The sequence below is a fragment of the Ciceribacter sp. RN22 genome (genome assembly GCF_024054295.1).
GTDB lineage: Bacteria > Pseudomonadota > Alphaproteobacteria > Rhizobiales > Rhizobiaceae > Allorhizobium > Allorhizobium lividum.
The window spans coordinates 1,231,666-1,258,158 of record NZ_JAMXLD010000002.1; the positions used below are offsets into that span (position 1 = coordinate 1,231,666).

Consider the following 26,493-nt stretch of genomic DNA (forward strand, 5'->3'; position numbering starts at 1 on the left):
TCGAGGGAGGCCAATCATGTCCGACAATGCTTCTGTGCAGCGCGCCCGGCTGCCGCGGCCGAACGTCAGCGCCGAACAGGCGGCAGGGATCCTGCGCGAGCACTACGGACTGGAAGGCTCGATCCGCGAACTGGGCAGCCAGCAGGACCGCAACTACCTGATCGACACCGGCGCCTCGCGCTTCGTCTTGAAGATCGCCCGGGCGGAATATGCGACGGTCGAACTCGAGGCGCAGAATGCCGCGATGCACCACCTCGCGGGTCTCCAGAACATGCCGCGCGTGCCAGTACCGCTCGCCGACGGCGCCGGACGGCACATTCTTGCCCTTTCCGTTGGCGGAGAGGATTGCCAGGTCCGCCTCCTTACCTATCTCGACGGCGAACCCCTGACGCGGCAGCGTTTCCTGCCGGCGCAGGCGGTCTCGGCGCTCGGCACCCTCTCGGCACAGATCGCTCTCGGGCTGCGCGACTTCTCCCATCCAGGGCTCGACCGTGACCTGCAATGGGACCTGCGCCGGGCCGGGCCGGTGGCGCTCCAGCTCCTCGGCTCCGTAAGCGATCACGCGAGACGCGACGCGATCGCCAAGGCGATGATCGCCGCCGTCAAGCATATCCGCCCGCTGCAGGCGGCGTTCAGGACTCAGCCGATCCACCACGACGTCACCGACGACAACGTCGTCAGCCGCCGGGACCGGCATGGCCGCTTCGTGCCCGACGGCGTCATCGACTTCGGCGATGTCATGACCGGCTGGCTGGTCGCCGATCTCGCCGTCACCTGCGCCTCTCTGCTGCATCACGCCGACGGCGATCCCTTCTTCATCCTGCCGGCGATCCGCGCCTTCCACCGGCTCTATCCGCTGAAGGAAGAGGAACTGCGGGCGCTCTGGCCGCTGGTTGTCGCACGGGCGGTGATCCTCGTCGCAAGCAGCGAGCAACAGCTTGCGATCGAGCCCGACAACGTCTACGTGCTCGGCAATATCGACCACGAAAGGAAGATCTTCGAGGTCGCGAATTCGGTGCCCTTCTCGCTGATGGAGACGGCAATCCTGCAAGCTGTCGGGTTCACCGCCGAAAAGCCGCTGCCGGCGATCGGCCTGCTTCTGCCCGGAATCGCTCCGGAGGACGTCCGCCTCACCGATCTCTCGGTTCTGAGCCTCGACTTCGTCAATGAAAACTGGTCGGATCACGAGATCGACTGGAAGCTCCTCGCCAAGGCAGCGGCGGAAACCGAGGTCGCCTCGACCCGCTACGGCGAATACCGGCTTTCCTACACGCGACTGCACAGTGACCGGGCGCCGGCGACCTGCGCACTGCATGTCGACATCTGTCTGCCGGCGGGCGCCGAGGCGATTGCCCCCTTCGACGCCACCATCGTACGCAACGGCCATCATCTGGTGCTCGCCTCCGACGACGTTTGCCTTCACGTCGACGGCCTCGACTGCCCGCTCGAAGCCGGCGAGATGGTGACCACCGGCCAGTCCATCGGCCAGGTCGCGGGTGCGGCCGGAGCCGTCGGCGGCTTGCGCCTGCAGCTCTGCCGCGACGCGGATCTCGTGCCGCCGCTCTTCGCGACGCCCGAGCAAGCGGCCGCCTGGTCGATGCTCTGTCCTTCGCCCTCGCCGCTGCTCGGGGCCAGCGTCGACGCCCCCGCGCCGCACAGCGATGAACTCCTCGCCATGCGGCAAAGGAGTTTCGCCCGGCCGCAGAAGAACTACTATTCCAACCCACCGCAGATCGAACGCGGCTGGAAGGAGCATATGTTCGACGTCTGCGGCCGCGCCTATCTCGATATGGTCAACAACGTCACCATTCTCGGCCACGGCCATCCGCGACTCGCACGCGCCGTGGGCCGGCAATGGTCGCTGCTCAACACCAATTCCCGCTTCCACTACGCGGCAGTCGCAGAATTTTCCAACCGCCTCGCAGAGCTCGCGCCCGAAGGACTCGACACAGTCTTCCTCGTCAACAGCGGTTCGGAGGCGAACGACCTCGCCCTCCGCCTCGCCTGGGCCTATGCCGGCGCACGCAACATCGTCAGCCTGCTGGAAGCCTATCACGGGTGGACGGTGGCGAGCGACGCGGTCTCCACCTCGATCGCCGACAATCCGAGAGCGCTCGAGACACGGCCGGACTGGGTGCATCCGGTCACGGCGCCGAATACCTATCGCGGCCCCTTCCGCGGCAAAGATTCGACCGTCGACTATGTCGGCGCAGTGGCGAAGGCCCTGCAGCACATCGACGACAGCGGAAGCGGTCTCGCCGGCTTCATCTGCGAGACGGTCTACGGCAATGCCGGCGGCATCCCGCTGCCGCCCGGCTACCTGCAGCAGGTCTACGGCATGATCCGCGAGCGCGGCGGGGTCTGTATCGCCGACGAGGTGCAGGTCGGCTACGGTCGTCTCGGCCACTACTTCTGGGGTTTCGAGGAACAGGGTGTCGTGCCGGACGTCATCACGGTCGCCAAGGGCATGGGCAACGGCCAGCCACTCGGCGCCGTGATCACCCGCCGGGAAATCGCCGATGCCCTGGAGCAGGAAGGCTACTTCTTCTCCTCCGCCGGCGGCAGCCCGGTCAGTTGCGTCGTCGGCATGACCGTACTCGACATCATGCGCGACGAGGGCCTGCAGGAAAACGCCCGCGATACCGGCGACCACCTGAAGGCGCGGCTCGAAGCGCTCGGCCAGCGTTTTCCGATTGTCGGCGCGGTCCACGGCATGGGCCTCTACCTCGGGCTGGAATTCGTCCGCGACCGCGAGACTCTGGAACCGGCGACCGAAGAAACGGCCGGCATCTGCGACCGCCTGCTCGACCTCGGCGTCATCATGCAGCCGACCGGCGACCATCTCAACGTTCTGAAGATCAAGCCGCCGCTCTGCCTCTCCCGCGAGAGCGCCGATTTCTTCGCCGACATGCTGGAAAAGGTGCTGTCAGAGGGCTGGTGACGGTTCCCGCACCTGCCCCTGCGGTTCACGCTCGGCTTCCTCGACGATCCAGTTGCGGAAGGCGACGAGCGGCGGATAGTTCGCCCGCTCGCGGCTATAGGCGAGATAATAGCGTTCGCTGCTCTCGACCTCCTTGTCGATCGCCGGCACCAGCTCTCCGCGCCGCAGTTCCTCGCGAATGAGGAAAACCGGCAGGAGTGCCACGCCGAGCCCGCCCATGGCCGCCTGCGAGGCGGTCGCGAACTGGTCGAAGAGCATGCCGTGAACACTTTCCGCATGCACGCCGGAGCGGGCGAACCATTTTTCCCAGGCGTCCGGCCGCGTGGTGAGGTGCAGCAGTGGCACGTTCAGGAGGTCCGCCGGCTGCTCAATCTTGTGGGCGGCCTTGAAGGCCGGGCTGCAGGCGGGGATCGTTGTCTCCTTCATCAGCAGCGTCAGTTCCGCCCCCGGCCAGACCGGCTGGCCGAAATGGATGGCGGCATCGATCGCGTCGAGCCGAAAGTCGAAGGGCGACAGCCGGGTGACGAGGTTGATTGTGATCCCCGGATTGGCGTCGAGAAAGCGACCGAGCCGGGGCGCAAGCCAGCGCGCGCCGAAGGTCGGCAGGATGGCCAGGTTGAGCGTGCCGCCGCGCGGATTGGCGCGAAGATTCAGCGATGCGCTGGAAATGCGGCGCAACGCCTCGCGGATCTCGTGGGCGTAGCTCTCGCCGGCGACGGTGAGGCGGATCGTCTGCCGCTCGCGCACGAAGAGGTCGACGCCGATCTGACTCTCCAGCGCCTTGATCTGGCGGCTCACGGCGCTCTGGGTGAGATCGAGCTCCTTCGCGGCTGCGGTGATGCTTCCCGTCCGCGCCGCCGCCTCGAAGGCAGCCAGCAGAGAGAGCGAAGGCAGGAAGCGCCGTGCGGGCAGCATGTTATACCCCTTGGGAATGAACTCTTGAGAATTTATCGGTACTGCTGGATAAAATCCTCTTCTAATTTCCGCAAGACTGCACAAACGGAATGAGGGGCCGCTTGGACCCCGGCAGCGGATCTGGACCGATCCCGACCTTGCCGCATCCCGATGGTGAGCCGAAGGATTGACCCGCCGCGCCGACCCGAAGCGGCCGGCAAACATTACACGGACGACAATCATGTTGAACGATCCACGCTCCCACGGCCTGTGGGAAAAGACAGCCCCTGCGGCGCCTCGGACATCTGCTCTCACCGGCGACATCGCGGCGGACGTCGTCATCGTCGGCGGCGGCTATACCGGTATCTCGGCGGCGCTGCATCTCACCGAGAAGGGCGTGAAGGTCGTTCTCCTTGAAGCGACCGAAGTCGGCTTCGGCGGTGCCGGACGCAACGTCGGGCTGATCAACGGCGGCATGTGGGTCATGCCCTCGGAAATCCCGGGGGTGCTTGGCCCCGTCTACGGCGAACGCCTGCTCGACCTCCTCGGTAACGCGCCGCTGCTGGTGCGTGAGCTGGTCGAGAAACACGAGATCGACTGTGAGATCGAGAAGAACGGAACGCTGCACTGCGCAGTGGGCAAGGCCGGCCTCGAGGAGATCAGGGAACGCTGCCGCCAGTGGGCGGAGCGGGGTGCCGATGTCCGCGTCCTTTCGGCGGAAGAAACGGCGAGGCGCACCGGCACATCCGCCTATGCGGGCTCGCTGCTCGACATGCGGGCCGGGACGCTGCAGCCGCTCGCCTATGTCCGCGGTCTTGCAAAGGCAGCGATCGCGGCAGGCGCGACCATTCATACCGGCAGTGCCGCAGTCTCGACGGAACGCGCCGGCGACCGCTGGATCATTCGCACGAAAGGCGGTTCGGTGTCCGCCGACTGGATCGTCGTCGCTTCGGAATTCTATTCGACCGGTCCGTGGGAAGCAGTCCGAAACGAGCAGGTCCTGCTCCCCTATTTCAACTTCGCCACAGTGCCGCTGCCGAAGGAGCTCCTGAAGACGATCCTGCCGGGTCGCGAGGGTTGTTGGGACACCAGGGAAGTCCTCTCCTCGTTCCGCATGGACCGGGCGGGTCGTCTGATCTTCGGAAGCGTCGGGGCGCTGCGCAACACCGGCCTCAGCGTTCACCGGGCGTGGGCGAAGCGGGCGCTCAAGAGACTCTTCCCGGCGCTCGCCGGCATCGAATTCGAGGCCGAATGGTACGGCCGCATCGGCATGACGAGCGACGCACTACCACGCTTCCACGCCTTCGCCCCCAAGGTCGTCGGCTTCTCCGGCTATAACGGCCGCGGCATTGCGCCGGGCACGGTTTTCGGTAAGACGATTGCACGTCATGTTCTCGGCGAGCTCTCCGAGGCCGATCTGCCGCTGCCGGTAACGGCGGTCGAGAAGGCATCGTTGCGCACGCTGAAGGGCGCCTACTACGAAGCCGGCGCGCAGATCGCCCATTTCGCGGGAGCCCGCGTCTAGACACGAGGCGCCGCCCCCCAGCCATAACAAAACGAAAGAACTGGAAGGACCCCAATGACCCTCGCCAATCTTGGTCTCTCGGCCGAAGTCAGCGCCATCCTCACCCGCCTCGGTGTCCCGCAGGCAAAGCTCTCCGGCGGCACGCTTGCCGTCCGTTCGCCGGTCAACGGCGAAGAACTGGCGAGGCTCGCCGAGATCAGCTCGGCCGATGCGGACAAGGCGATCAGCGCCGCGCACGAGGCATTCCTGGAATGGCGGCTGGTTCCCGCACCGAAGCGCGGCGAACTCATCCGCCTGCTCGGCGAGGAACTGCGCGCAGCCAAGGCCGACCTCGGTCGCCTGGTTTCGATCGAAGTCGGCAAGATCCTCTCCGAAGGCCTCGGCGAGGTTCAGGAAATGATCGACATCTGCGACTTCGCGGTCGGCCTCTCCCGCCAGCTCTACGGCCTGACGATCGCCACCGAGCGCGCCGACCACCGCATGATGGAGACGTGGCACCCCCTCGGCGTCACCGGCATCATCTCCGCCTTCAACTTCCCGGTTGCAGTCTGGTCGTGGAACGCGGCGCTTGCCCTCGTCTGCGGCAACTCGACCGTCTGGAAGCCGTCTGAAAAGACCCCGCTCACCGCACTCGCGACCCAGGCGATCTTCGAAAAGGCGCTCGCCCGCTACATCGCCGAAGGCGGCAAGGCACCGGCCAATCTGTCCACGCTGCTGATCGGCGGCCGCGAGGTCGGCGAAGTGTTGGTCGACCACCCGCGCGTTCCGCTCGTATCGGCAACCGGCTCGACGGCCATGGGTCGCGCCGTCGGACCGCGCCTCGCCACCCGCTTCGCCCGCTCGATCCTCGAACTCGGCGGCAACAATGCCGCGATCGTCTGCCCGACGGCCGATCTCGACCTGACGCTGCGCGGCGTCGCCTTCGCTGCGATGGGTACGGCCGGCCAGCGCTGCACGACGCTTCGTCGCCTCTTCGTGCACGAGAGCGTCTACGACAAGCTGGTGCCGCGGCTGATCCAAGCCTATGGTTCGGTCACCATCGGCAGCCCGCTCCAGTCGTCTACGCTCGTCGGTCCGCTGATCGACGGCGGCTCCTACGAGAAGATGCAGAAGGCGCTTGCCGAGGCCAAGGCTGCCGGTGGCAAGGTTTCCGGCGGCGACCGCGTGCTGCAGAACGAGGCGGCCGACGCCTTCTACGTCCGGCCTGCCGTCGTCGAGATGCCGGCCCAGACGGGACCGGTGAAGGAAGAGACCTTCGCCCCGATCCTCTATGTCATGAAGTACAGCGACTTCGACGAGGTGCTCGCACTCAACAACGACGTGCCGCAGGGCCTCTCCTCGTCCATCTTCACCAATAACATGCAGGAAGCCGAGACTTTCGTATCCGCCCGGGGTTCCGACTGCGGCATCGCCAACGTCAATATCGGCCCGTCGGGCGCCGAGATCGGCGGCGCGTTCGGCGGCGAGAAGGAGACAGGCGGCGGCCGCGAATCCGGCTCGGACGCCTGGAAAGCCTATATGCGTCGCGCCACCAATACCGTGAACTACGGCAAGACGCTTCCGCTGGCACAGGGCGTGAAATTCGACGTCGGCTGACCCGCCCGACACACCGGCAAATCGCAAGGCCGCGCGACCGACACGTCGTGCGGCCTTATACATTGCGAGGCCGGTGCATTTGTTATGATGCACCGGCCTCGTTTGTCATTGGGTGATTGCAACACCGCGATGACGATGCGCAAAGCGGTTGGCCCTAGGCGGCCTGAACTTACGTTCGTAAGAAAGCATAACCCTTTGCGCATTTCGAGGCTTTGTCGAACCGTTGAGAGAGCTTCGCGCTTTCTTTTTGATCGACGGGCGGGCAGCCATCCGCCGATCGTCGCAGGCGCGCCATCTCATATGGCCATCGGCGTCGGAATCGGACAAGGTGAGATTGCCGCCGAGACGCAGGGAGAGTGAATGGATATCCACGACCAGTCCCCGACGATCGATTTTCTCACACGGGGTGAAAGTTACGGCCTTTCCGGTCCCGTCAAGATCATCGAAACCCATATCTCGATCGTCTTCCTGATCGACGGGCTCGCCTTCAAGCTCAAGCGCGCGGTGAAACTCCCGTATGTAGACTTCTCCACGCCCGAACTTCGGCTCGCCTTCTGCCACCGCGAGGTGGAACTCAACCGCCGCGCCACGCCCGAACTCTATCTCGGCGTCCGGCGGATCACGCGGGAGGCCGACGGAACCATCGCTTTCGACGGACAGGGCGAGATGATCGACGCGGTGGTCGAGATGCGGCGTTTCGCCCAGCATTCGCTGTTCGAACGCATGGCCGCAGAGGGCAAGCTCACGACCGCCATGATGGAGGAGACGGCGGAGATCGTCGCAGCCTTCCACGCAAAGGCGCCAGTGGTCCATGAAACCAGCGGCTCGGCAAACATGGCCGCAGTACTCGACATCAACGAGGCGGGCTTCGCGACCAGCCATGTCTTCGCGGAGGAGGACGTCCGGTCCCTCGCCGCAGCGTTCCGGCAAGCCTGGATGGCTGTCGCCCCACAGATGGATCAGCGAGAGGTGGCCGGGAAGGTAAGACACTGCCACGGTGATCTCCACCTGCGAAACATCTTCATGGGCGACGACGGGCCGCGCATGTTCGACTGCATCGATTTCAACGATCGGATCGCAACCGTCGACGTGCTCTACGATCTCGCCTTCCTGCTGATGGACCTGTGGCATCGCGGCTTCCATGTCTTCGCCAACGTCGTCATGAACCGCTATTTCGATTTGACCGGCGAAGACGCAGGCTTCCGGCTTCTGCCGTTCTTCATGGCTGTGCGGGCCGCTGTCCGCGCCCATGTCACCGGCACGCAGATCGAAGAGGATGCCGATCCGGACGGCGCGCTGACCCGGTTCGCCAGGGGCTATTTCGATTTCGCGCGAGAGCTCCTGCACCCCGGTTCACCGCGGCTCGTCGTCATCGGCGGGCTGAGCGGATCGGGAAAGTCGACGCTCGCCGACGCTCTGGCTCCGCGGCTCGGCAGCGCGCCGGGCGCGCGGATTCTGGAAAGCGACCGGCTGCGCAAGGCGATGTTCGGACTGCGGCCGAATGAGCGGTTGCCGCTCGATGCCTATCGGCCCGAGGTTTCTGCCAGGGTCTACAATGCGCTCCGCGAAAAGGCGGCCGTCATTCTGGCCGGTGGCGGCCGTGTGATCGTCGATGCTGTCTACGACACCGAAGAGCACCGCGATGCGATCGAAGCAGTGGCGACGAGGCTTAGAGTTCCCTTCGCCGGGGTCTGGCTCGATGCGGCCCCCGAGGTTCTGAAAGAACGGATCAAGGCACGTCCACAGGGAACCTCGGATGCGACCATCGACGTCCTCGAGCGGCAGATGGCGAGAGATCCGGGGACGATCGGCTGGAACCGGCTGGACAGCAGCACCACGCTGGAGGACCTTCTCCAAACGGTCGAGAGACTTGCCGCGGCTTGCGTGGAGTCATCCGGTCGGCACTGATGCGACCCTCTACTGCGCGATATTCCCACCGGTGCCGCACTTCTTGTGGAACGCGAGCGCCCGTTCCAGGCGCCCGTCGTAGCCGAATTCGTCCATCATGTCGGCCGCTTCCAGCATCTCCGCCGTGGTCGCCGGATGGTTCTCGGTACTGTCGGGTCGCATCGCGTGGACGAGGCCCGCCCAATCGATGGATGGAAAATCCTCCGCGAGGCTTTGGTATACCGCCTTCTCGACACCGGCGTGGCGTGCGATGGCAAGGCAGTCGTCGAGCAGAGCTTCGAGCCCCTCGACCAGAAGATTGCGGCAAAGGGCTGCCGCCGAAACGCGTCCGATATCGGCAGAGAATGGCGTGATGCTCATGCCGAGAGGATTGAGGCGGGTTGCAAGAACCATCGCATGAGCGCCGCCCGAAAGAATAGGGACGTGCAGCCCGCGCTCAGCGACCGGCGCCATGATCGCGCCTTCGACGTAAAGGCCGCCGGCACACTCGATATGCGATGCCGCCCGCTGCTTCGTCTTCGGCGAGGCGGAGTTGAGATCAAAGAAATACTGCCCCGCCATGATGCAATCCGCGGCCGCCATCGCGGCCTCCTCGCACTCGTCGGCAGTCACTGCAGAAATGACGACATCAGCGCCGCATGCACTCATAGAGGGGCAATCGACTGCCTGAACACCCATGGCACAGGCGTGATCCCAGAGCCAACCACCCTTGCCCAGGAACTGGGTGTCGAAAGCGGCAACCGACACATGGTTCCACTTCAACAATTCGGTGGCGAACGCCTGCCCCACGTCCCCGAAGCCCACCAATGCGATTTTCATTATATCCCCCTCGAACCGGAGAGGGCGATGGTGAGGTCGTCCGCTCGGCATGCGCCCCACTGCTTCCAGGAAGGCAAGTCTATGTTCTTTTTCTTGGTCGGCACGGCCGACGGAGAACCGCGCACTCGACGCACTGTGCCCTGCAGCCGGAGGCCGATCAGTACCCTTGCGGATTCCTGACAAGCATTCTCGCACCGAGGTAACGGACATGAAGTACGCCGATCGCCCCGGATCTCCGCCTCGCGAGCCCGCCGTCAGCCGCAAAGAGGCGATCCGGCATCCGTCCCCAAGATGTCGATCCGCATAAGATCCCAACCCTTGCGCCAGACTAGGCATCGACTAAGCGCAAAACCACCGTACAATTCAAGGGGTATTGTGACGCCGAAGCCGACATAACTCCAGAAAGTGCCCACAAAAGTACGATTCTTTGCCAGTCGAAGTCGCACGCGGCGATTGTCGACGCTGATCTGTCGGGCTTGCACGTTGATTTTTGTCAAAGAGACCGGTGCATGTAGCGCCTATGGTCGAGCCGTACTGATCATGTTCCGCCACATCCTCATCTGTTCGGGAGGCTATCCATGTCTGCAGTCACTCAATCCACCGCATGGTTCGAAACACTTGGCCGCCACGACGTATCACGGGTCGGCGGCAAGAATGCCTCGCTCGGCGAGATGGTGCAGACACTCTCCTCGAAGGGCATCAACGTCCCGCCGGGCTTCGCCACGACGGCCGATGCATACTGGAACTATGTCGAGGCCAACAAGCTGGAGGACCGCATGACCGGTCTCTTGGCCGACTGGGAAGCCGGCAAGTCGACGCTTGCCGAGACGGGTCAGGCGATCCGAGCGATCTTCCTTCGCGGAGACTGGCCGACGAACACCGAAAAGGCGATCATCGAGGCCTACCGCGAACTTTCGAGGCGCGCAGGCGTCAGCGAAGCAGAAGTCGCCGTCCGCTCGAGCGCGACCGCGGAGGACCTGCCGGACGCCAGTTTTGCCGGACAGCAGGAGACCTTCCTCAACATCAAGGGTGAAAAGGCTCTGATCGACGCCTGCCGTCGTTGCTACGCTTCGCTCTTCACCGATCGCGCGATCAGCTACCGCAAGGCCAAGGGCTTCGACCACATGAAGGTCGCGCTCTCGATCGGCGTTCAACAGATGGTGCGGTCAGACCTTGGCGGGTCGGGGGTCATGTTCTCGATCGATACCGAAACCGGCTTCGACAAGGTGGTCCTGATCAACGCCGCCTGGGGGCTCGGCGAGAACGTCGTCCAGGGCACCGTCGATCCAGACGAGTACCAGGTCTTCAAACCTCTGCTCGGCAATCCGTCGCTCACCCCGATCATCGAGAAGAAGCGAGGCGCCAAGGACATCAAGATGATCTACGGGACAGGCGACGCTCCGACGCGCAATGTCCCGACCTCGAAGGCCGAGCGCGCGGCCTATGTCCTGAGCGATCCGGAAATCCTGACCCTTGCCGAATGGGCCACCACCATCGAGGCACATTACGGGTGCCCGATGGACATGGAATGGGCACGCGACGGCAGGACCGGTGCCATGTACATCGTTCAGGCCCGGCCCGAAACGGTCCAGGCAAGGCGCGGCGCCGGTGTCTTCAAGACCTATGAAATCAAGAACAAGGGGAAGGTGCTTGCGAGAGGACTCTCGATCGGTGATGCGGTGGCGACCGGTCAGGTGTGCCTGATCGAAACGGCCAAGGATATCGGCAAGTTCGTCGACGGCTCCATTCTCGTCACCCAGACGACGGACCCGGACTGGGTCCCGATCATGAAGCGGGCCGCCGCGATCGTCACCGATCACGGCGGGCGCACCTCCCACGCGGCGATCGTCAGCCGCGAACTCGGCCTGCCGGCTGTCGTCGGCACCGGCAACGCGACCGAACTCCTACACACCGGACAGGAGGTGACGATCTCCTGCGCCGAAGGCGACGAAGGCTTCATCTACGAGGGGATCGCCGACGTGACCGTCAACGACCTCGACGTCAGCGACCTTCCCTCGACGGCGACCCACGTGATGCTGAACCTCGCCAATCCCGGCTCTGCGTTCCGCTGGTGGCGCATGCCGTCTGACGGCATCGGCCTCGCCCGCATGGAGTTCGTCGTCAGCAACGCCATCCGCGTTCATCCGATGGCGCTCGTGCATTTCGACCGGCTGAAAGACGAAGCCGCAAAGAACGAGATTGCGGCCCTGACGCTCGGCTACGACCATAAGCCGGACTATTTCGTGGACAAACTCTCCCGAGGGCTGGCGCGGCTGGCGGCTGCGGTTTTCCCGAAGCCGGTAATCGTCCGCATGAGCGACTTCAAGACCAACGAATATGCCGGCCTCGTCGGCGGCGCCGAGTTCGAGCCGGAGGAAGAGAACCCGATGATCGGCTTCCGCGGCGCCTCCCGCTACTACTCGCCCCGTTACCGCGAAGGGTTCGCGCTCGAATGTCAGGCGATACGGCGCCTGCGCGACGAGATGGGATTTACGAACGTTGTCGTGATGATCCCCTTCTGCCGCTCGGTGGGCGAGGCCGACAAGGTTCTCGGCGTCATGGCGGAGAACGGCCTGAAGCGAGGCGAAAACGACCTTCAGGTCTATGTCATGTGCGAAATCCCGTCGAACGTGATCCTCGCCGCCAAGTTCGCCGACCGCTTCGACGGTTTCTCGATCGGCTCGAACGACCTGACGCAGCTCACGCTCGGCGTCGACCGCGATTCCGGTGAACTCGCCGACCTCTTCGACGAACAGGACGAGGCGGTGAAATGGATGATCGAGAAGGTGATCACCGAAGCACGCAAGGCAGGCGCCAAGATCGGCCTTTGCGGGCAGGCCCCCAGCGACCATCCTGAGTTCGCCGAATTCCTCGTCGAGTGCGGCATCAATTCGATGTCGGTAAGCCCTGACAGCTTCATCGCCGTGAAGCGCAAGGTTGCAGAAACGGAGGCGCGGACAAGTCGAAAGTAACCGAGGAGAGCTCATCGAGGTGAGAATTTTCCGGCGCTCGGAAATTTATTTCACTTGATCCTTATCAAAGTAAGTTCGAAAATTAGCTATAGCTTTGACAGCGTTCACCCGTTTTCCGCAAGCGGGACCGGGTGAACGAAGCAACGTCGAAATACAGGCAGATTTTCAACAGGCGGTTCCGGAGTCACTCCGGCAATCGATGAAAGCTCCGGGAGGTCACCATGCTTTCGGTAAGATCGCTTATGGCGGCGGCAGCCGTTACCGCATTGATGTTGCCGGCATCTTCTTATGCCGGCGGGACTGTGGAAGTGCTTCACTGGTGGACGTCGGGAGGCGAGGCGAAGGCTGTCGGCACCCTGAAGGAAGCCTTCGAAAAGAAGGGCGGCACCTGGATCGACTCTCCGATCGCCGGCGGCGGCGGTGATGCCGCGATGACGGCGCTGCGAGCCAGGGTCATGGCGGGTAACCCGCCCGCCGCGGTGCAGCTGAAAGGTCCCGGCATTCAGGAATGGGCCGACCAGGGCAGCCTGAACGACGTCGAAGATGTCGCCAAGGCCGAGAACTGGGATTCGGTCCTCCCGCCCACCCTCGCGTCGATCATGAAGTACAAGGACAAATACGTCGCCGCGCCGGTCAACATCCATCGCGTCGACTGGATGTGGGTCAACCCGACGGTACTGGCGAAGGTCGGCGCGGAAGTTCCGACCACTTGGGACGAATTCAATGCGGTCGCCGACAAGTTGAAGGCTGCCGGCATCACCCCGCTCGCCCACGGCGGCCAGCCGTGGCAGGACGCGACGGTGTTCGAGACGATCGTACTCAGCCAGGGGGCGGACTTCTACCGCAAGGCGCTCGTCGAGCTGGACCAGGACGCACTTACCGGTGAGACGATGGTCAAGGTCTTCGACCAGCTTCGCAAGCTGCGCGGCTACGTCGACCCGGGCTTCTCCGGACGGGACTGGAACCTTGCCACCGCCATGGTCATGAATGGCGAGGCGGCGTTCCAGATCATGGGCGACTGGGCGAAAGGCGAGTTCCTCGCCGCTGGCAAGGTGCCGGGCAAGGACTTCCTCTGCGCTCCGACGCCGGGCAACGGCTATATCTTCAATGCCGACAGCTTCGCCTTCTTCAAGGTTTCCGGCCAGGACCAGATCGAGGGACAGAAGGTGCTGGCAAGCCTGATCATGTCGCCCGAATTCCAGGAGACCTTCAACCTTGCCAAGGGTTCGATCCCGGCACGCACCGACGTCAGCCTCGACAAGTTCGACTCCTGCGCACTGAAATCGCATGAGGATCTGACGGCATCCGTCAAGAACAACGCCTTCGTGCCTTCGATGGCGCATGAGATGGCGATCCCGCGGACAGTTCGCGGCGAGTTCCTCGACGTCGTGACGAACTTCTTCAACTCCGACATGAGCTCGGCCGACGCCGCCAAGGCGCTGGGCGAAGCGGTCAAGCGGGCGCAATAGCCCCACAGCGACCGAGCCGGGCTCCCCACGGCGCCCGGCTCATGAAAAGACCGTTCCGGCAGGCGGCACGTGCGTGGGACCACGGGGGAAGGGAGGAACGTAGACCATGGCAAGTTCGAAGACCGGGCGGGTCGTGTTCGACCGCTTCCTCGAGCGATGGCTACCGCAAATCGTCGTCTCGCCACTGTTCGCGACGAGCCTGCTCTTCGTCTACGGCTTCATCGCCTGGACCGTCTACATCTCCTTCACCAAGTCCGGCGTAATGCCGAACTACACCTTCTCCGGGCTCTCGCAGTACATCCGGCTGTGGACCACACCGCGCTGGCTCGTGGCGCTGGAGAACCTCTTCGTCTTTACGAGCCTGTTCATCGTCGGCTGCATGGTCATCGGGCTGCTGCTCGCCATCCTGCTCGACCAGCGCATTCGTTCCGAAGGCCTGATCCGCACAATCTATCTCTATCCGATGGCGCTCTCCTTCATCGTGACTGGTACCGCCTGGAAGTGGATCCTGAACCCTACGCTCGGCATCGAGAAGATCGTGCAGAACCTCGGCTTCGAGAACTTCAACTTCGACTGGCTGGTCGATCCGAAGATGGCGATCTACACCGTGGTCATCGCCGGCGTCTGGCAGTCCTCGGGCTACGTCATGGCGCTCTTCCTCGCCGGACTGCGTTCGGTCGATGACGAGATCATCAAAGCCGCGGCGATCGACGGCGCCGGGCCGGTGCGTATCTATGGCACCATCATCCTGCCGATCGTCCGACCTGTATTCTTCTCCGCCTTCGTGATCCTGTCGCATCTGGCGATCAAGAGCTTCGACCTCGTCATGGCGCTCACGGGCGGCGGGCCTGGCTACGCCACCGACGTGCCGGCGACCTTCATGTACTCCTTCGCTTTCCAGAGGAGCGAACTCGGCACGGCCGCCGCAAGCGCCGTCATGATGCTGGTCACGATCACGGCGATCTATGTGCCCTACCTCTATTCTGAGCTGAGGAGGCCCGCGAAATGAGCCGCCAGGAGTCCGGCATCGTCCGTCCCAAGGGCCTGCGGCAGGCCATGTTGCGCGGCCTTCTTTTCGCGGCGCTCATCCTCTTCTGTCTCTACTACCTGATGCCGCTGGTGGTGATGGTTTCGACCTCGCTCAAGTCGTTGGACGAGATTCGCACCTCCTCGCTCGTCAGCCTTCCGCGGGCCGTCAACTTCGACGCCTGGGCGAAGGCGTGGTCATCGGCCTGCGTCGGCGTGCGCTGCACCGGGCTCGAACCCTATTTCATGAACTCCGTGCTGATGGTCGTGCCGTCGGTGATCATCTCGACGATGCTCGGCGCGCTTAACGGTTATGCGCTGACCAAGTGGCGTTTCCGCGGAGCGGATATCATCTTCGCACTGATGCTCTTCGGCTCGTTCATTCCCTTCCAGGTGGTGCTGCTGCCGATGGCCCGCATGCTCGGCTACTTCGGACTGGCGGGCAGCGTCTACGGCTTGATCCTCGTCCATACCGTCTACGGGCTTGCCTTCACCACGCTCTTCTTCCGCAACTTCTTCGTCGGCGTATCCGACGGCATCGTGAACGCTGCCAAGATCGACGGCGCGGGCTTCTTCACGATTTTCTTCAGCGTCCTTCTGCCGATGTCGCTTCCGACCATCGTGGTGACCGTCATCTGGCAGTTCACCCAGATCTGGAACGACTTCCTGTTCGGGATCGCCTTCACGGTCGGCGACAGCAATCCGGTGACGGTCGCCCTCAACAACATCGTGGCGACCAGCACCGGCGTGAAGGAATACAACGTCGACATGGCAGCCGCGATCATCGCGGCCCTGCCGACCCTTCTCGTCTACATTGTCGCCGGAAAATACTTCGTCCGCGGACTGTCCGCCGGCGCCGTGAAAGGTTGATGCGATGGCTCGGGTGGAACTGCGCAACGTCTGGAAGAAGTTCGGCTCGGTCGAGGTCATCAAGGGCGTGGACATCGACATTGAGGACGGAGAGTTCGTCGTCCTCGTCGGTCCGTCCGGTTGCGGCAAGTCCACCCTGCTCAATCTGGTGGCCGGCCTCGAAACCCTGACCAGCGGCGACATCCGGATCGGCGACGATGTCGTCAACGATATCCCTCCGAAGGACCGCAACATCGCGATGGTGTTCCAGTCCTACGCGCTTTATCCGACCAAATCCGTGCGCGAGAACATCACCTTCGGCATGCAGACCCGCGGCATCGAACGCAGCGTGCAGGAGGAGGCTCTCGGCGACGTGTCGCAACTGCTACACATCGACCAGCTCCTCGACCGCAAGCCCGGACAGCTTTCCGGCGGGCAGCGCCAGCGTGTCGCTATGGGGCGGGCACTGGTGCGCAATCCGGACGTCTTCCTCTTCGACGAACCGCTTTCCAATCTCGATGCCAAGCTCCGCATCGAGATGCGCACTGAAGTCAAGAAGCTTCACCTGAGGTTGGGCAAGACGATCATCTACGTCACCCACGACCAGATCGAGGCGATGACGCTCGCGTCCCGCATCGCTGTGATGGACAATGGTCACATCCGCCAGTTCGGCACGCCCGAGGAAATCTACGAGAACCCCGTCGACCTCTTCGTCGCAGGCTTCATGGGTTCACCATCGATGAATATCGTGCGCGGTCGGGTGGCCAGGAACGGCGGCACCGTGATCGAAGTGAGCGACGAGGAAGGAACCGTCCAGTTTCCGCTCTCGCCGGCTCAGGCGGAAAAGGTTGCAGACCGGCTCGGTGACGAGGTCTATCTCGGCATGCGCCCGGAAACGATTGCCCACAGGGGCGCTCACGGCGCTGCCGATGGAGAGACGTTCGTCTTCGAGCGCAAGGTCGACGTCGTGGAGCCGACCGGACCGGATACCATGCTCGTCTTTACGCTGGGCGGCATGGAAGCGATTGCAAGGGTGCGGCCGGAGGAGAAGGTGAAGCCGGGCGAGTTCTTCTCCTTCGAAGTCAACATGGCGAAGGCGAAGCTGTTCGACGCAAGGAGCGGCAACCGCCTCTAGAGCACGGTCAGCGCCGTGCCTTGGCCTTCGCTGCATGGGCGGCGTAAAGGTCCAGCACGTCCTGTCTGCGACAGAGCTCTGTTCCCTGCGTCATCACTGCGGCGGCGCCTGCGGCAAGCCCGAAACGAAATGCTTCGCCGATATCGTGCCCCTCTGCCAGTGACCAGGTCATCGCAGCCACAAAACTGTCGCCGGCCCCGACCGCCGACTGAACAGGCACCTTGATCGCTGGAAACCGCACGACGTCATCGGCAGTCGCCAGCAGGGCTCCGTCCTTGCCCATCGTGAGCGCGACATATTGTGCCGCGCCGCTCTCGACGATTTCACGCGCGGCCTCGCCGGCCGTGCTGTGGTCGAGCCGGCGCCCCACCAGACCTTCGAGCTCCCCGACGCTCGGCTTCACCAGAAAGACCCGCGACCTCGACAAGGTTACCTTCAACGCGTCGCCGGAAGTGTCCAGAATGAACCGCGCTCCCTTGCGCGCCGCGATGTCGGCCATACGCGAGTAGATGTCCGTTTCGACGCCGCGCGGCAAACTGCCGCTCGCGATGAAATACTCCGCATCGCTCTTTTCGATGAAATCGAAAAGGGGCTTCACCTCTTCCTCGCTGACGATCGGCCCCTCCGGCACGAAACGGTATTCAAGCCCAGTCGACGCCTCGTGCACCATGTAGGCAATGCGCACCGGATCCTTGATGTGGACCGGGAAGTGCCGCACACGGATGCGCTTCAACATGTTCTCGAGCAGTTCGCCCGTCGCCCCGCCGGAAAGATAGACGAGGTCGCATTCACCGCCGAGCTCGGCGATCACACGGGCAACGTTGATGCCACCGCCGCCCGGAAACTGTTGCTGGTTATGGGTTCTCGTCTTGTGCGTGTGGCGTATCTGCTCCGCTTCGCTCGCGATATCGATGGCCGGATTGAGTGCGATCGAAAGTATCTTTGCCATGCCTGTTGCTAGCGCCTCAATATACCGATTCCGGGGATGGAGAACTTTTCCGCCGCTGAGAAGGAAGATCGAGGCCGGCTCGCGGGGCGGATCGTTGCGACCCGGATCCGCAAGGCCCGCCCGGCCACCCTGTGCTTCTTAGCATGCTTCGTTGTCCAACAGGTAAACGCAAATAACGTCAGCGGTGAGGACATTCGCGCAACCGTTCGATCACCGGTGTCACTGTTCCGTCGCGGACGTGGAAATTGAGGATGGCGGCTGAGACTTCCTCGCGCTCGGGGATACCGAGCGCGTCCGGGACGCCCTCGGCGGTGTCCGCCTCGATGCTGGCGAGCACCACGCTGTCGGCGGCGTCCATGGCAACGAAGGCGTCGTCTTCGACAATCAGTATGAGGCCTTGCGTCCTGCACATCTGCGGGCTCCATTGGTGCCAGAACGCAACGCGCCTCTCCTTGTTCAGTATTTTCTCATTTACAAATTGAATATGATAAACAAAACTTTGCTTCAGATTGGCACGGCGTTGTGTGGCCCGGCATGTCAAAGCACTACCGCAGCCCGGCAAAAGAACGTCGGGGAACTTCCGCCAGTCAATAGCGTTCCCCGACCAGGGCACAGCAGCGGAGAAGAGCGATGCAAGTTATCGGAATTCAGGTCCATGAAGAAATGGGCGGCAAGGGTGGTTATACCGTCGAGTTCGTCGGCGATGGGGGGGAGGTCATTTCGGTCCTGATGCGCCAGTCCGAAAGCGGCCAGCTGAATCGGCTGAACGCCATAGAGAAAGCCAAAGTTCTGCTCCTGCAGGTCGGAGGAATGGCCGGCGGGGAAGAAGGGGGTGCGACGGTAGGCGAAAGCGCCGAAAAGTGGACGCCGAGTGCCCGCACCAGAGGCGACGCCGCCGTGCTGGAGGAAGAACTGCAGGAGGGACTTGAGGATACGTTCCCGGCAAGCGACCCGGTATCGGCTTCCTATTCATCGACGCCGGGCGCGACCCACGCCACCAAGAACTGATGGTCGATGTATGGCACCCGACCACAATCCGCCGGTCGTTCATTCCGCAGCAAGCGGCAGCTGTTCCTTTCCGATCGTGTGAAGTGTCTCTTCGGGCTCACTGCCCTTCTTCGGTTCGCGCCCGAAGAATAGGGCATAGCCCGCGGGAAGCGCAAAGACCGTCAACAGCGTCGCCACGAGGATGCCGCCCATCATCGCATAGGCGAGCGGTCCCCAGAAAACGCCGCGCGAAATGGGAATGAGCGCAAGCACCGCGGTCATCGCCGTCAGCACGATCGGCCGGAAGCGCCGCACGGCCGCGCCGACGATCGCTTCCTGCCGCGAGAAGCCGGCGGCAATGTCCTGATCGATCTGGTCGATAAGGATGATCGAATTGCGGATGATGATGCCGAGAAGCGCGATCACTCCGAGAATGGCGACGAAGCCGAAGGGCGCCCCGGTGATCAGCAGCGCGGCAGCCGCGCCGATAATGCCGAGGGGACCGGTCGCCAGCACCAGCAGCGCCTTGCCGAAATGCTGCAATTGCACCATCAGGAGAACCAGCGTGACCAGCAGCATGATCGGCACCTTGGCGGCGATAGACGCCTGGCTTTCGGCCGACTCTTCCGCACCGCCCTGGATCTCGATCGCATAGCCCGCCGGCAGATTGTCGCGCAGCTCCTTCATCCGTTCGAAGATCGCGGTGCCGACCTCGCTGCCTTCCGCGCCGTCCGGGATTGTACCGCGCACGGTGATCGCCGGAAGACGATTGCGGCGCCATTCTATGCCCTGTTCCAGCACCGGCTCGAGGCGGGCAATCTGGGAAACCGGAACGAAGCCGCCGTAGTCGGTCGGGACGTAGACGGACTGGACGGCAGAGAGCAGGCTCCGGGAGGTATCCGGCTCACGAGCCACGATCGAGACCGTCTCCTCGCCATCGCGGAAGGTGTCGAGCGGAACGCCGGAAACCGCAGCCTGGATCATCTGCCTGACACGCTGCGAGGTAACGCCGAGGGCCCGCGCCCTGTCCTGGTCGATGACGAGTTTCATCGTCGTCACCGGCTCCAGCCAGTCGTCGTGAATGGTTCCGATCAGGGGATCGTTCGCAAAATAGTCCTTCACCTTGTCCGCAATGGCGCGGACTTCGCCACGCTCCGGTCCGACGACACGGATCTGCACCGGCCAGCCGACCGGCGGGCCGAGAAAGAGTCGATCGACCTTCGATCGAACGGATGGGAAATCCTCCGCCAGTATTCCGCGCAGCTTGCCGATCATCCGCTCCCGGGCGTCCTCGTCCTTCGCCATCACCAGCAGCTGTGCAAAGTTGGGATTGGTGAGCTGTTGATCGAGCGGCAGAAAGAAACGCGGGATGCCTTCGCCGATATAGGTGGCGACGAAGGTCTTGTCCGGATCGTCGAGAACACGTTCCTCAAGCGCTTTTGCCTGCCGCTCGACCTCGAGCACGCTGGTCCCCTCGGGCAGCCACATGTCCACGAGGATTTCCGGACGAGAAGACCTCGGGAAGAAGCTCTGGGTGATGAAGGTGAACGAGAAGAGGCTCGCCACGAAGGCCGCAAGTGTCAGCGTCAAGACGATGATGCGATGCCGGACTGCCCAGCCGACCGCCACCTGCAGCCGACGATAGAACGGTGTATCGAAGACATCGTGATGTCCCTGGCCCGCATGTGCCCTCTGCTTGAGGATCATGTGGCCGAGCCACGGCGTGAAATAGACGGCGACGAACCACGACGTGACGAGCGCAATTCCGACCACATAGAAGAGCGACCGGACATACTCGCCCGCGGTCGACGCCGCAAAACCCACGGGAATGAAGCCGGCCGTCGTAATCAACGTGCCGGTCAGCATCGGAAAGGCGGTCGACGAATAGGCGAACGTGGCGGCGTCGAGTTTCTCAAGCCCCTCCTCGAGCTTCCGCTCCATCAGTTCCACGACGATCATGGCATCATCGACGAGCAACCCGAGCGCGATGATCAGGGCACCCAGCGATATGCGCTGCAGCTCGATCCCGAGCTGGTACATGATGGCCAGCGTGGCGGCGAGCACCAGCGGTATGGTGATTGCGATGACCATGCCCGATCGCCAGCCGATCGACAGAAGCGAGACGACCAGCACGATGACCAGCGCTTCCATCAAAGCCCTGGAAAACTCACCGACAGCCTCATGCACCACCTCCGGCTGATTGGAAATCTGGTCGACGGAGACGCCGACCGGCATCGATGCGGTGAAACCCTCATAAGTCGCCTCGATTGCCTTGCCGACATCCGTCACCTTGAAGCCCGGCGCCATGACCACGCCGATCTGTACGCTGTCGCGTCCGTTGAAACGGAACTTCCGCGTATAGGGTTCGGCAAGCCCGGACGAGACGTAGGCAATGTCGCCGAGACGTATGACCTGGCCGCCCGCCTTGATCCGCAGCTCGCGCACGTCGTCTTCCGAGCGCACGTCCCCTTCGACGGAAACGCGCACGGATCGTGAGGCGGTCTCGATCGAGCCCGCCGAGTCGACATTGTTCTGCCCGGCAAGCGCGGCCTGCAGATCAGCGAGTGTCAGCCCGCGCTCTGCAAGCACCTTGGAGGAGACGTCGATGTGGATCTGCCTCGGCTGATCACCGAGGATCACCGCCTTCTCGACTCCGGGGGTAGCAAGCAGCATGTCGCGTGCACGAATGGCGAAATCCTTGAGTTCCGGGAAGCTGTAGCCATCGCCGGAGAGAGCATGCATGGTGACAAAGGTGTCGCCGAATTCGTCGTTGAAATAGGGGCCCATCAGGCCGTCGGGCAGTTCCTGCTCGATGTCGCCGACCTTCTTGCGAACCTGGTAGAAGGCATCCATGACCTCCGCTGCATCGGTGTCGCCCTTGATGTTGACGGTCGTGATCGCCATCCCGGCGCGCGTATAGGAGCGGATGTAGTCGAGATGCGGCGTCTCCTGCAGCTTCCGTTCGATCTTGTTGACGACCTGGTCCTGCATTTCCTCGATACTGGCGCCAGGCCAGACAGTCTGGACGACCATGACCCGAAACGTGAAGTCGGGGTCTTCTTTCTGCCCCATGTTGGCGATCGCGAGCGCACCCGCCACGATGATCAGCGCAAAGAGGAAACGCGCGAGACTGCCGTGAGCGATCGCCCAGCGCGACAGATTGAACGGCGTCTTTTCTTGGTCGGACGTGCTCATAGGGAAGCCCTTTGCTGGAGACGTTTCGGGAACGGCGTCAGCGCGCCACGACGGCAGCCGGTGCGGCGTTCGCTGCCGCCTGCTGCGCATCTTCAGGCGAGACTTTCACTTTCAGACTGTCGCTCATGAACTGGGTGCCAGCTGACACGACCATCTCGCCGGCGGAAAGACCCTCGCTCACCCGCACGCCATTGTCGGAGAATTCGCCGAGCCTGACGGAACGCGGATGAACGGTGCCGGCTGCCCGATCGACCACCCATACGACGGGTCCATCGCCCTTTTCCGCAAGTGCGCTCAAGGGAATATCGAAGCCTGCGGAGCCACCGCCGACCTCAGTCTCGACGGTCGCGGTCATTCCAAGCAGCACGCGCGGATCGTCGGGAATACGGACGCGCACGGAAAAGGTCCGTGAACGGGGATCGGCGCTGCCGGCGACCTCGCGGACGGTGCCGTCGAGCACCATGCCCTGCTGCGACCAGAACCGAACCTTCACGGCGGCACCGGTCGCGAAGTTCGCGATCTCGGTCTCCGGCACGGCCACCTGGACCTCCTTCTCCCCGTCCATCGCAATCGTCACGACCGGGGTACCCGACCCGACCACCTGACCCGGCTCGCCGTTGACCGCCGTGACGATGCCGACCATGTCAGCGTAAAGCCTGGTATAGGCGACCTGGTTTTTGGCCTGTTCGAGGGCGGAAATGGCCGACTGCTCGGTAGAGAGTGCCTGGTCATAAGCAAGCGTGCGCTGGTCGAGTTCGGATTTCGATGCCGCATTCTTCGCATAAAGGGTCTCGGCACGCTGCTTGAACAGCTTGAGCGTGCCAACCTGCTTCGCAGCCGAGCGAAGATCGGCCTCGGCACGGGTGACCGCAAGCTCGTAATCGGCCGAGTCGAGGTGCGCGAGAACATCCCCCGGCCCGACCCTGTCGCCGATATCGACCGGACGCTCTGTGATCTTCCCATTGACGCGGAAGGCGAGATTGATCTCGTAACGAGCCTTGACCGCACCCGAATATTCCAGCTTGCGCCCCTTCTCGACGGCCGCGACTTCGACCACCTTGACGGGGCGAACAATAGGTTCGGCCTTGCTTTCCTCTTCGCTGCACCCGGTGGTCAACGCCGCCGTCATGATCAGAGACAGGCCGATCAGCAACCTACCGGCGAGTCCGTTGACACTCGACATCATACTATGCTCCTGGTTTTTCAGCTTGATGGGCCGGCGTTTGCGACCGGGTCTAGTTCTTCACCGCCTTCAGAGCGAACTCGATCAGCTCTTCAGCATTCGGACGGTTCTGCTTCATCAGGCATTGGGTCACCATCTGCGGATGAATGAGGATGGCAAGACATGCGCTGAAGCAGCGCCCGGCGGCTTCCGGGTCCTGCGGAGGAAATTCGCCGGTGTCGATCCCATCCCTGATAATCGAGGTAATCACCTCATCGAGGCGGGTGACATGCGCGTCGACGACCGGCCACTCCTCCTCGATGGCGACAACCACCATCTCGTGGACCTTCTCCTGATCGAGCATCGTCTCGACCGTCATGTTGTGCATCGCATGGCCGTACCGGCGAAGCCTTTCCTCTGCACTGACCGGCAGACGAGCAATCGCCAGGGCGGCTTCATAGCCGGCATCCAGCATGCGCTTCGCCAAAGCCTGGTGAATTTCGGCCTTCGACGAGAAGAACCGGTAGACGTTTGCCGGCGACATGCCGAGGTCCTTCGCGATATCGGCGACATTGGTCTTGTAGTAGCCGTAGTGGCGGAACAGCCGTTCCGCCGCATCAAGGATGCGCGTGACGTTTTCGTGCCGGGCGTTTTCTACCGTGGAATCGGCGGGTTCGGGCATCTGCTGCGCCTTGAAGTTACGAGTGACGTTTTTCATATTTCGTCAGTCGTAAGACAACAATACCCATCTGTCAACATCGGATCCCCGACACGCCGCGCGCAACAAGACCGGTCATGCGGCGGCGCGACTTGCCGGCGTCGGCCGAAATGTCGCGGAACATCCTTGCGGTGACGCCGTTGGTGGCGTTAGCTAAGGCGATCATTCAAGGAGAACAGGCATGCGAAGGACCATTGCCGTCTTGACTGCGGTCGTGCTTTCATCCTGTACGGCGACGCCGCACCTCGGCGGTCCGCGACTGGAGCCCGTGCCGGGCAGCATCACCTATGGCGGGCAGCCCCGCACGAAACTGACGAAGGCGCCGGTCGGCAGCACCTTCGAACACCGTTTTGAGGACCGGTTCGGCCGGACCGTCATCGAGGTCTACCGTATCGAACCGGACAGGAGCCTCACGATCATCAGGCGCTATGTCAGAGCCATCTTCCCGGACTTCTGAGCCGCAGTTCCCATCGCCGGAAGAACAAGACCTCGACGGCTTCTTCGATCGCAACGCCGTCGATGTCGCGCGGGATCTCATCGGGGCGATGCTCACACTTGAGGGCGTCGGCGGCACCATAGTCGAAACGGAGGCCTACGAACCCGACGATCCGGCCTCGCACAGTTTCAGCGGCGAGACGCCGCGCAACCGTTCGATGTTCGGCCCGGCCGGCCACGTCTACGTCTATCGTTCCTATGGAATTCACTGGTGCCTCAACGTCGTCTGCCGCCCGGCAAGTGCCGTCCTGATCCGGGCAATCGAGCCTGCCTGGAACATTGAGAAGATGCAGATGCGGCGCGGCCGAAGCGACCTCGGGGACCTTTGTGCCGGTCCGGGCCGGCTGTGCCAGGCACTGGCGGTCACGCGGGACCACGACGGCCTGCCCCTACTCTCCCCACCCTTCGGCTTTGCGTTACCGGCAGGGCGTTTGCCGGTCGCGGTCGGCAGGAGAATAGGCATCACCAAAGCAGTCGAACGGCCATGGCGCTTCGGGCTCGCGGGATCATCCTTCCTGAGCCGGAAGTTTCCGGACTTGCCTTCCCGTTAGTCCGGTCCCGCCGTCCCATCAGCTGGCTGGTTGCAGCAGGCGCACCACGTTGCCAGAGCCGAGCGATACGCGCGTATCCCCGCGGATGGCAGAGATGGCTTCGAGGTCATAGGCTTCGCCCGAAACGACCAGGCGCTTGGCGGAAATGAGGACGGGAAGCACCCCACCGCCAGCCACCCGAATCTCAGCCCTTTCGGAACTGTAGCCGCCCTGCTGCTGGAGCAGTTCCAATCGGCGCTTGCGACCTGGGCTGTCGACGGCCACGCCGCTTTCCAGCATCTTGCAACCGTCAAGTTCCGCCCAGGAACGTCCGACCAGATCCAGATAGGACTGGTTCACCCTTATGAAGCGGGAGTCCTGATATCCCGTCGTGGACACCGAGAAGGCAATGGGCGCTGTGTCAAAGAGGGTCTCGTCGATGACTTTCTGCAAGCCCGCAGGGATGTCCCGCCTGCCAATTGTCGGGGTCGAAACCGCGGTCAAATGGCCTTTGCTGCCGGTGAGCAGAAGCTCGTCCCTGAGGACGGCCACCATCCTCCAGGTGTCCGCCTCCATAAAGAGGGGCCTGTGCGCCTCCCCAACCTCGGCCAGGGACCGCGGCACAGAGCCGGCCGCCCGACACAGGCGCAACCGCTCCGCCGGCTCTTCCGTCTTGATGGCACGTGAGTTCAGCACTTCTAGCGTCAACTGGCGAGCGATCCGGTAGCCTTGATCGAGCAGGTCGTTCCGAACCTTGTTTGCAGCGGACGCATGCCCCGTCGCATCGAACGGCGTGTCGAACAGCTCCTGCAAAATGCGCCAGACGTCCTGTTCGCCGGCCGGCGTCCACGCCCTCGCCTTCCCGAGCGCCGGCGCGCAGCGCACGATGGCAAAGGCCGTCGCAGCCGGCAAGCGGTCGCAATCGACCTCATCGAGGAGATCGCCGTTCAACCGTTTCCCGACAAGACGCAAAGGAGCTCCGTTGTCGTCCAGATAGAGGGAAACTTCGATGACATCGTCGGAGAGGTGCAACCAGGGATGATCTGCCCGGAATTGTGCGAGCGCATGTCTGTCGAAAACAATGACGGTATTCATTCCTGCCCAAACAGTCCCGAAGAGTTTCGCCGCAGCAATAGATGGGGACGACCCGGCGGCAAACCAGCCCTCCCTTGACCTACTTACGAATACGCTACGAAAGCGAAAGCTGAAATTAGACGTTCTGCGCATCGTATGGACTCGCATCATCACCCTCACATTCCGCAAGCTAATGATCTATATGAAAAATTTCCACACACACACGAGGTAATGAGAATACGACCTTTT

Annotated in this window: 20 protein-coding genes; 12 read left to right on the forward strand and 8 right to left on the reverse strand. The window is 63.0% G+C overall.

From position 1 onward, the window contains the following. Positions 1–16 precede the first annotated feature (16 nt). The gene (locus NHF53_RS20770) at positions 17–2,941 is read left to right on the forward strand and encodes an aminotransferase (protein WP_252835850.1); all 2,925 of its coding nucleotides are present in this window, start codon (positions 17–19) and stop codon (positions 2,939–2,941) included. Here NHF53_RS20770 and NHF53_RS20775 read toward each other — a convergent pair. Continuing rightward, positions 2,927–3,856: a LysR family transcriptional regulator gene (locus tag NHF53_RS20775; RefSeq protein WP_252835851.1), complete on the reverse strand. Its 930-nt coding sequence runs from the start codon at positions 3,854–3,856 to the stop codon at positions 2,927–2,929. The two genes, NHF53_RS20770 and NHF53_RS20775, sit on opposite strands and share 15 nt — an antisense overlap. 220 nt (positions 3,857–4,076) lie before the next feature. Here NHF53_RS20775 and NHF53_RS20780 point away from each other — a divergent pair, with 220 nt between their 5' ends. The 3 genes from NHF53_RS20780 to NHF53_RS20790 all read left to right on the forward strand — a co-directional run bounded on the left by NHF53_RS20780 (position 4,077) and on the right by NHF53_RS20790 (position 8,864). Beyond that, positions 4,077–5,360, forward strand: coding sequence for an FAD-binding oxidoreductase (locus NHF53_RS20780; RefSeq protein ID WP_252835852.1), 1,284 nt, complete (start codon positions 4,077–4,079; stop codon positions 5,358–5,360). Positions 5,361–5,414: 54 nt separating this feature from the next. Then, positions 5,415–6,956: an aldehyde dehydrogenase family protein gene (locus NHF53_RS20785; RefSeq protein WP_252835853.1), complete on the forward strand. Its 1,542-nt coding sequence runs from the start codon at positions 5,415–5,417 to the stop codon at positions 6,954–6,956. A 360-nt stretch (positions 6,957–7,316) separates the two neighbouring features. Beyond that, the gene (locus NHF53_RS20790; protein WP_252835854.1) at positions 7,317–8,864 is read left to right on the forward strand and encodes a bifunctional aminoglycoside phosphotransferase/ATP-binding protein; all 1,548 of its coding nucleotides are present in this window, start codon (positions 7,317–7,319) and stop codon (positions 8,862–8,864) included. 9 nt (positions 8,865–8,873) lie between these two features. Here NHF53_RS20790 and NHF53_RS20795 read toward each other — a convergent pair whose 3' ends face one another. Continuing rightward, the gene (locus NHF53_RS20795) at positions 8,874–9,683 is read right to left on the reverse strand and encodes an NAD(P)-dependent oxidoreductase (RefSeq protein ID WP_252835855.1); all 810 of its coding nucleotides are present in this window, start codon (positions 9,681–9,683) and stop codon (positions 8,874–8,876) included. A 578-nt stretch (positions 9,684–10,261) separates the two neighbouring features. On the opposite strand from NHF53_RS20795, the gene ppsA reads away from it, so the two are divergent. The 5 genes from ppsA to NHF53_RS20820 all read left to right on the forward strand — a co-directional run bounded on the left by ppsA (position 10,262) and on the right by NHF53_RS20820 (position 17,134). Further along, the gene (gene ppsA / locus NHF53_RS20800) at positions 10,262–12,655 is read left to right on the forward strand and encodes a phosphoenolpyruvate synthase (RefSeq protein WP_252835856.1); all 2,394 of its coding nucleotides are present in this window, start codon (positions 10,262–10,264) and stop codon (positions 12,653–12,655) included. Positions 12,656–12,876: 221 nt separating this feature from the next. Continuing rightward, positions 12,877–14,124, forward strand: coding sequence for an ABC transporter substrate-binding protein (locus tag NHF53_RS20805; protein ID WP_114364743.1), 1,248 nt, complete (start codon positions 12,877–12,879; stop codon positions 14,122–14,124). A gap of 106 nt (positions 14,125–14,230) precedes the next feature. After that, entirely contained in the window at positions 14,231–15,133 is a 903-nt protein-coding gene (locus tag NHF53_RS20810; RefSeq protein WP_252835857.1) for a carbohydrate ABC transporter permease, read from the forward strand. Further along, a complete protein-coding gene (locus NHF53_RS20815) occupies positions 15,130–16,020 on the forward strand; it encodes a carbohydrate ABC transporter permease (protein WP_114364745.1) in 891 nt (296 codons plus the stop codon). Before NHF53_RS20810 ends, NHF53_RS20815 begins: the two co-directional genes overlap by 4 nt. Positions 16,021–16,024: 4 nt before the next feature. Then, entirely contained in the window at positions 16,025–17,134 is a 1,110-nt protein-coding gene (locus NHF53_RS20820) for an ABC transporter ATP-binding protein (protein ID WP_252835858.1), read from the forward strand. A 7-nt stretch (positions 17,135–17,141) separates the two neighbouring features. On the opposite strand, the gene NHF53_RS20825 is transcribed toward NHF53_RS20820, so the two are convergent. Beyond that, positions 17,142–18,083 (reverse strand): 1-phosphofructokinase family hexose kinase, encoded by a 942-nt coding sequence (locus NHF53_RS20825; RefSeq protein WP_114364747.1) that lies wholly within the window; start codon positions 18,081–18,083, stop codon positions 17,142–17,144. Positions 18,084–18,261: 178 nt separating this feature from the next. After that, complete coding sequence (locus NHF53_RS20830) at positions 18,262–18,495, reverse strand: hypothetical protein (RefSeq protein ID WP_252835859.1); 234 nt, start codon at positions 18,493–18,495, stop codon at positions 18,262–18,264. Between the two features lie 218 nt (positions 18,496–18,713). Here NHF53_RS20830 and NHF53_RS20835 point away from each other — a divergent pair, with 218 nt between their 5' ends. Further along, complete coding sequence (locus NHF53_RS20835; protein ID WP_252835860.1) at positions 18,714–19,091, forward strand: hypothetical protein; 378 nt, start codon at positions 18,714–18,716, stop codon at positions 19,089–19,091. A 39-nt stretch (positions 19,092–19,130) separates the two neighbouring features. On the opposite strand, the gene NHF53_RS20840 is transcribed toward NHF53_RS20835, so the two are convergent. Genes NHF53_RS20840 through NHF53_RS20850 form a run of 3 tightly spaced genes read right to left on the reverse strand, consistent with a single transcriptional unit; the run spans position 19,131 to position 24,109 of the window. After that, positions 19,131–22,265, reverse strand: coding sequence for an efflux RND transporter permease subunit (locus NHF53_RS20840; RefSeq protein ID WP_252835861.1), 3,135 nt, complete (start codon positions 22,263–22,265; stop codon positions 19,131–19,133). A 37-nt stretch (positions 22,266–22,302) separates the two neighbouring features. Further along, complete coding sequence (locus NHF53_RS20845; RefSeq protein ID WP_252836030.1) at positions 22,303–23,448, reverse strand: efflux RND transporter periplasmic adaptor subunit; 1,146 nt, start codon at positions 23,446–23,448, stop codon at positions 22,303–22,305. 52 nt (positions 23,449–23,500) lie between these two features. Continuing rightward, complete coding sequence (locus tag NHF53_RS20850) at positions 23,501–24,109, reverse strand: TetR family transcriptional regulator (protein ID WP_252836031.1); 609 nt, start codon at positions 24,107–24,109, stop codon at positions 23,501–23,503. Positions 24,110–24,326: 217 nt separating this feature from the next. On the opposite strand from NHF53_RS20850, the gene NHF53_RS20855 reads away from it, so the two are divergent. Next, a complete protein-coding gene (locus NHF53_RS20855) occupies positions 24,327–24,602 on the forward strand; it encodes a hypothetical protein (RefSeq protein WP_252835862.1) in 276 nt (91 codons plus the stop codon). Next, on the forward strand, positions 24,574–25,191 hold the full coding sequence (locus NHF53_RS20860; RefSeq protein ID WP_256481285.1) for a DNA-3-methyladenine glycosylase: 618 nt from the start codon (positions 24,574–24,576) through the stop codon (positions 25,189–25,191). Before NHF53_RS20855 ends, NHF53_RS20860 begins: the two co-directional genes overlap by 29 nt. An 18-nt stretch (positions 25,192–25,209) precedes the next feature. On the opposite strand, the gene NHF53_RS20865 is transcribed toward NHF53_RS20860, so the two are convergent. After that, positions 25,210–26,265, reverse strand: a complete 1,056-nt coding sequence (locus NHF53_RS20865; protein WP_252835863.1) for a PAS domain-containing protein — start codon at positions 26,263–26,265, stop codon at positions 25,210–25,212. Positions 26,266–26,493 lie beyond the last annotated feature (228 nt).

Coding starts and splice junctions, on each gene's coding strand:
- NHF53_RS20860 (WP_256481285.1), top strand. CDS start 24,574: ATGTCAGAGCCATCTTCCCGGACTTCTGAGCCGCAGTTCCCATCGCCG.
- NHF53_RS20835 (WP_252835860.1), top strand. CDS start 18,714: ATGCAAGTTATCGGAATTCAGGTCCATGAAGAAATGGGCGGCAAGGGT.
- NHF53_RS20815 (WP_114364745.1), top strand. CDS start 15,130: ATGAGCCGCCAGGAGTCCGGCATCGTCCGTCCCAAGGGCCTGCGGCAG.
- NHF53_RS20780 (WP_252835852.1), top strand. CDS start 4,077: ATGTTGAACGATCCACGCTCCCACGGCCTGTGGGAAAAGACAGCCCCT.
- NHF53_RS20820 (WP_252835858.1), top strand. CDS start 16,025: ATGGCTCGGGTGGAACTGCGCAACGTCTGGAAGAAGTTCGGCTCGGTC.
- ppsA (WP_252835856.1), top strand. CDS start 10,262: ATGTCTGCAGTCACTCAATCCACCGCATGGTTCGAAACACTTGGCCGC.
- NHF53_RS20785 (WP_252835853.1), top strand. CDS start 5,415: ATGACCCTCGCCAATCTTGGTCTCTCGGCCGAAGTCAGCGCCATCCTC.
- NHF53_RS20775 (WP_252835851.1), bottom strand. CDS start 3,856: ATGCTGCCCGCACGGCGCTTCCTGCCTTCGCTCTCTCTGCTGGCTGCC.
- NHF53_RS20810 (WP_252835857.1), top strand. CDS start 14,231: ATGGCAAGTTCGAAGACCGGGCGGGTCGTGTTCGACCGCTTCCTCGAG.
- NHF53_RS20805 (WP_114364743.1), top strand. CDS start 12,877: ATGCTTTCGGTAAGATCGCTTATGGCGGCGGCAGCCGTTACCGCATTG.
- NHF53_RS20825 (WP_114364747.1), bottom strand. CDS start 18,083: ATGGCAAAGATACTTTCGATCGCACTCAATCCGGCCATCGATATCGCG.
- NHF53_RS20770 (WP_252835850.1), top strand. CDS start 17: ATGTCCGACAATGCTTCTGTGCAGCGCGCCCGGCTGCCGCGGCCGAAC.
- NHF53_RS20845 (WP_252836030.1), bottom strand. CDS start 23,448: ATGTCGAGTGTCAACGGACTCGCCGGTAGGTTGCTGATCGGCCTGTCT.
- NHF53_RS20850 (WP_252836031.1), bottom strand. CDS start 24,109: ATGCCCGAACCCGCCGATTCCACGGTAGAAAACGCCCGGCACGAAAAC.
- NHF53_RS20840 (WP_252835861.1), bottom strand. CDS start 22,265: ATGAGCACGTCCGACCAAGAAAAGACGCCGTTCAATCTGTCGCGCTGG.
- NHF53_RS20830 (WP_252835859.1), bottom strand. CDS start 18,495: ATGTGCAGGACGCAAGGCCTCATACTGATTGTCGAAGACGACGCCTTC.
- NHF53_RS20795 (WP_252835855.1), bottom strand. CDS start 9,683: ATGAAAATCGCATTGGTGGGCTTCGGGGACGTGGGGCAGGCGTTCGCC.
- NHF53_RS20855 (WP_252835862.1), top strand. CDS start 24,327: ATGCGAAGGACCATTGCCGTCTTGACTGCGGTCGTGCTTTCATCCTGT.
- NHF53_RS20865 (WP_252835863.1), bottom strand. CDS start 26,265: ATGAATACCGTCATTGTTTTCGACAGACATGCGCTCGCACAATTCCGG.
- NHF53_RS20790 (WP_252835854.1), top strand. CDS start 7,317: ATGGATATCCACGACCAGTCCCCGACGATCGATTTTCTCACACGGGGT.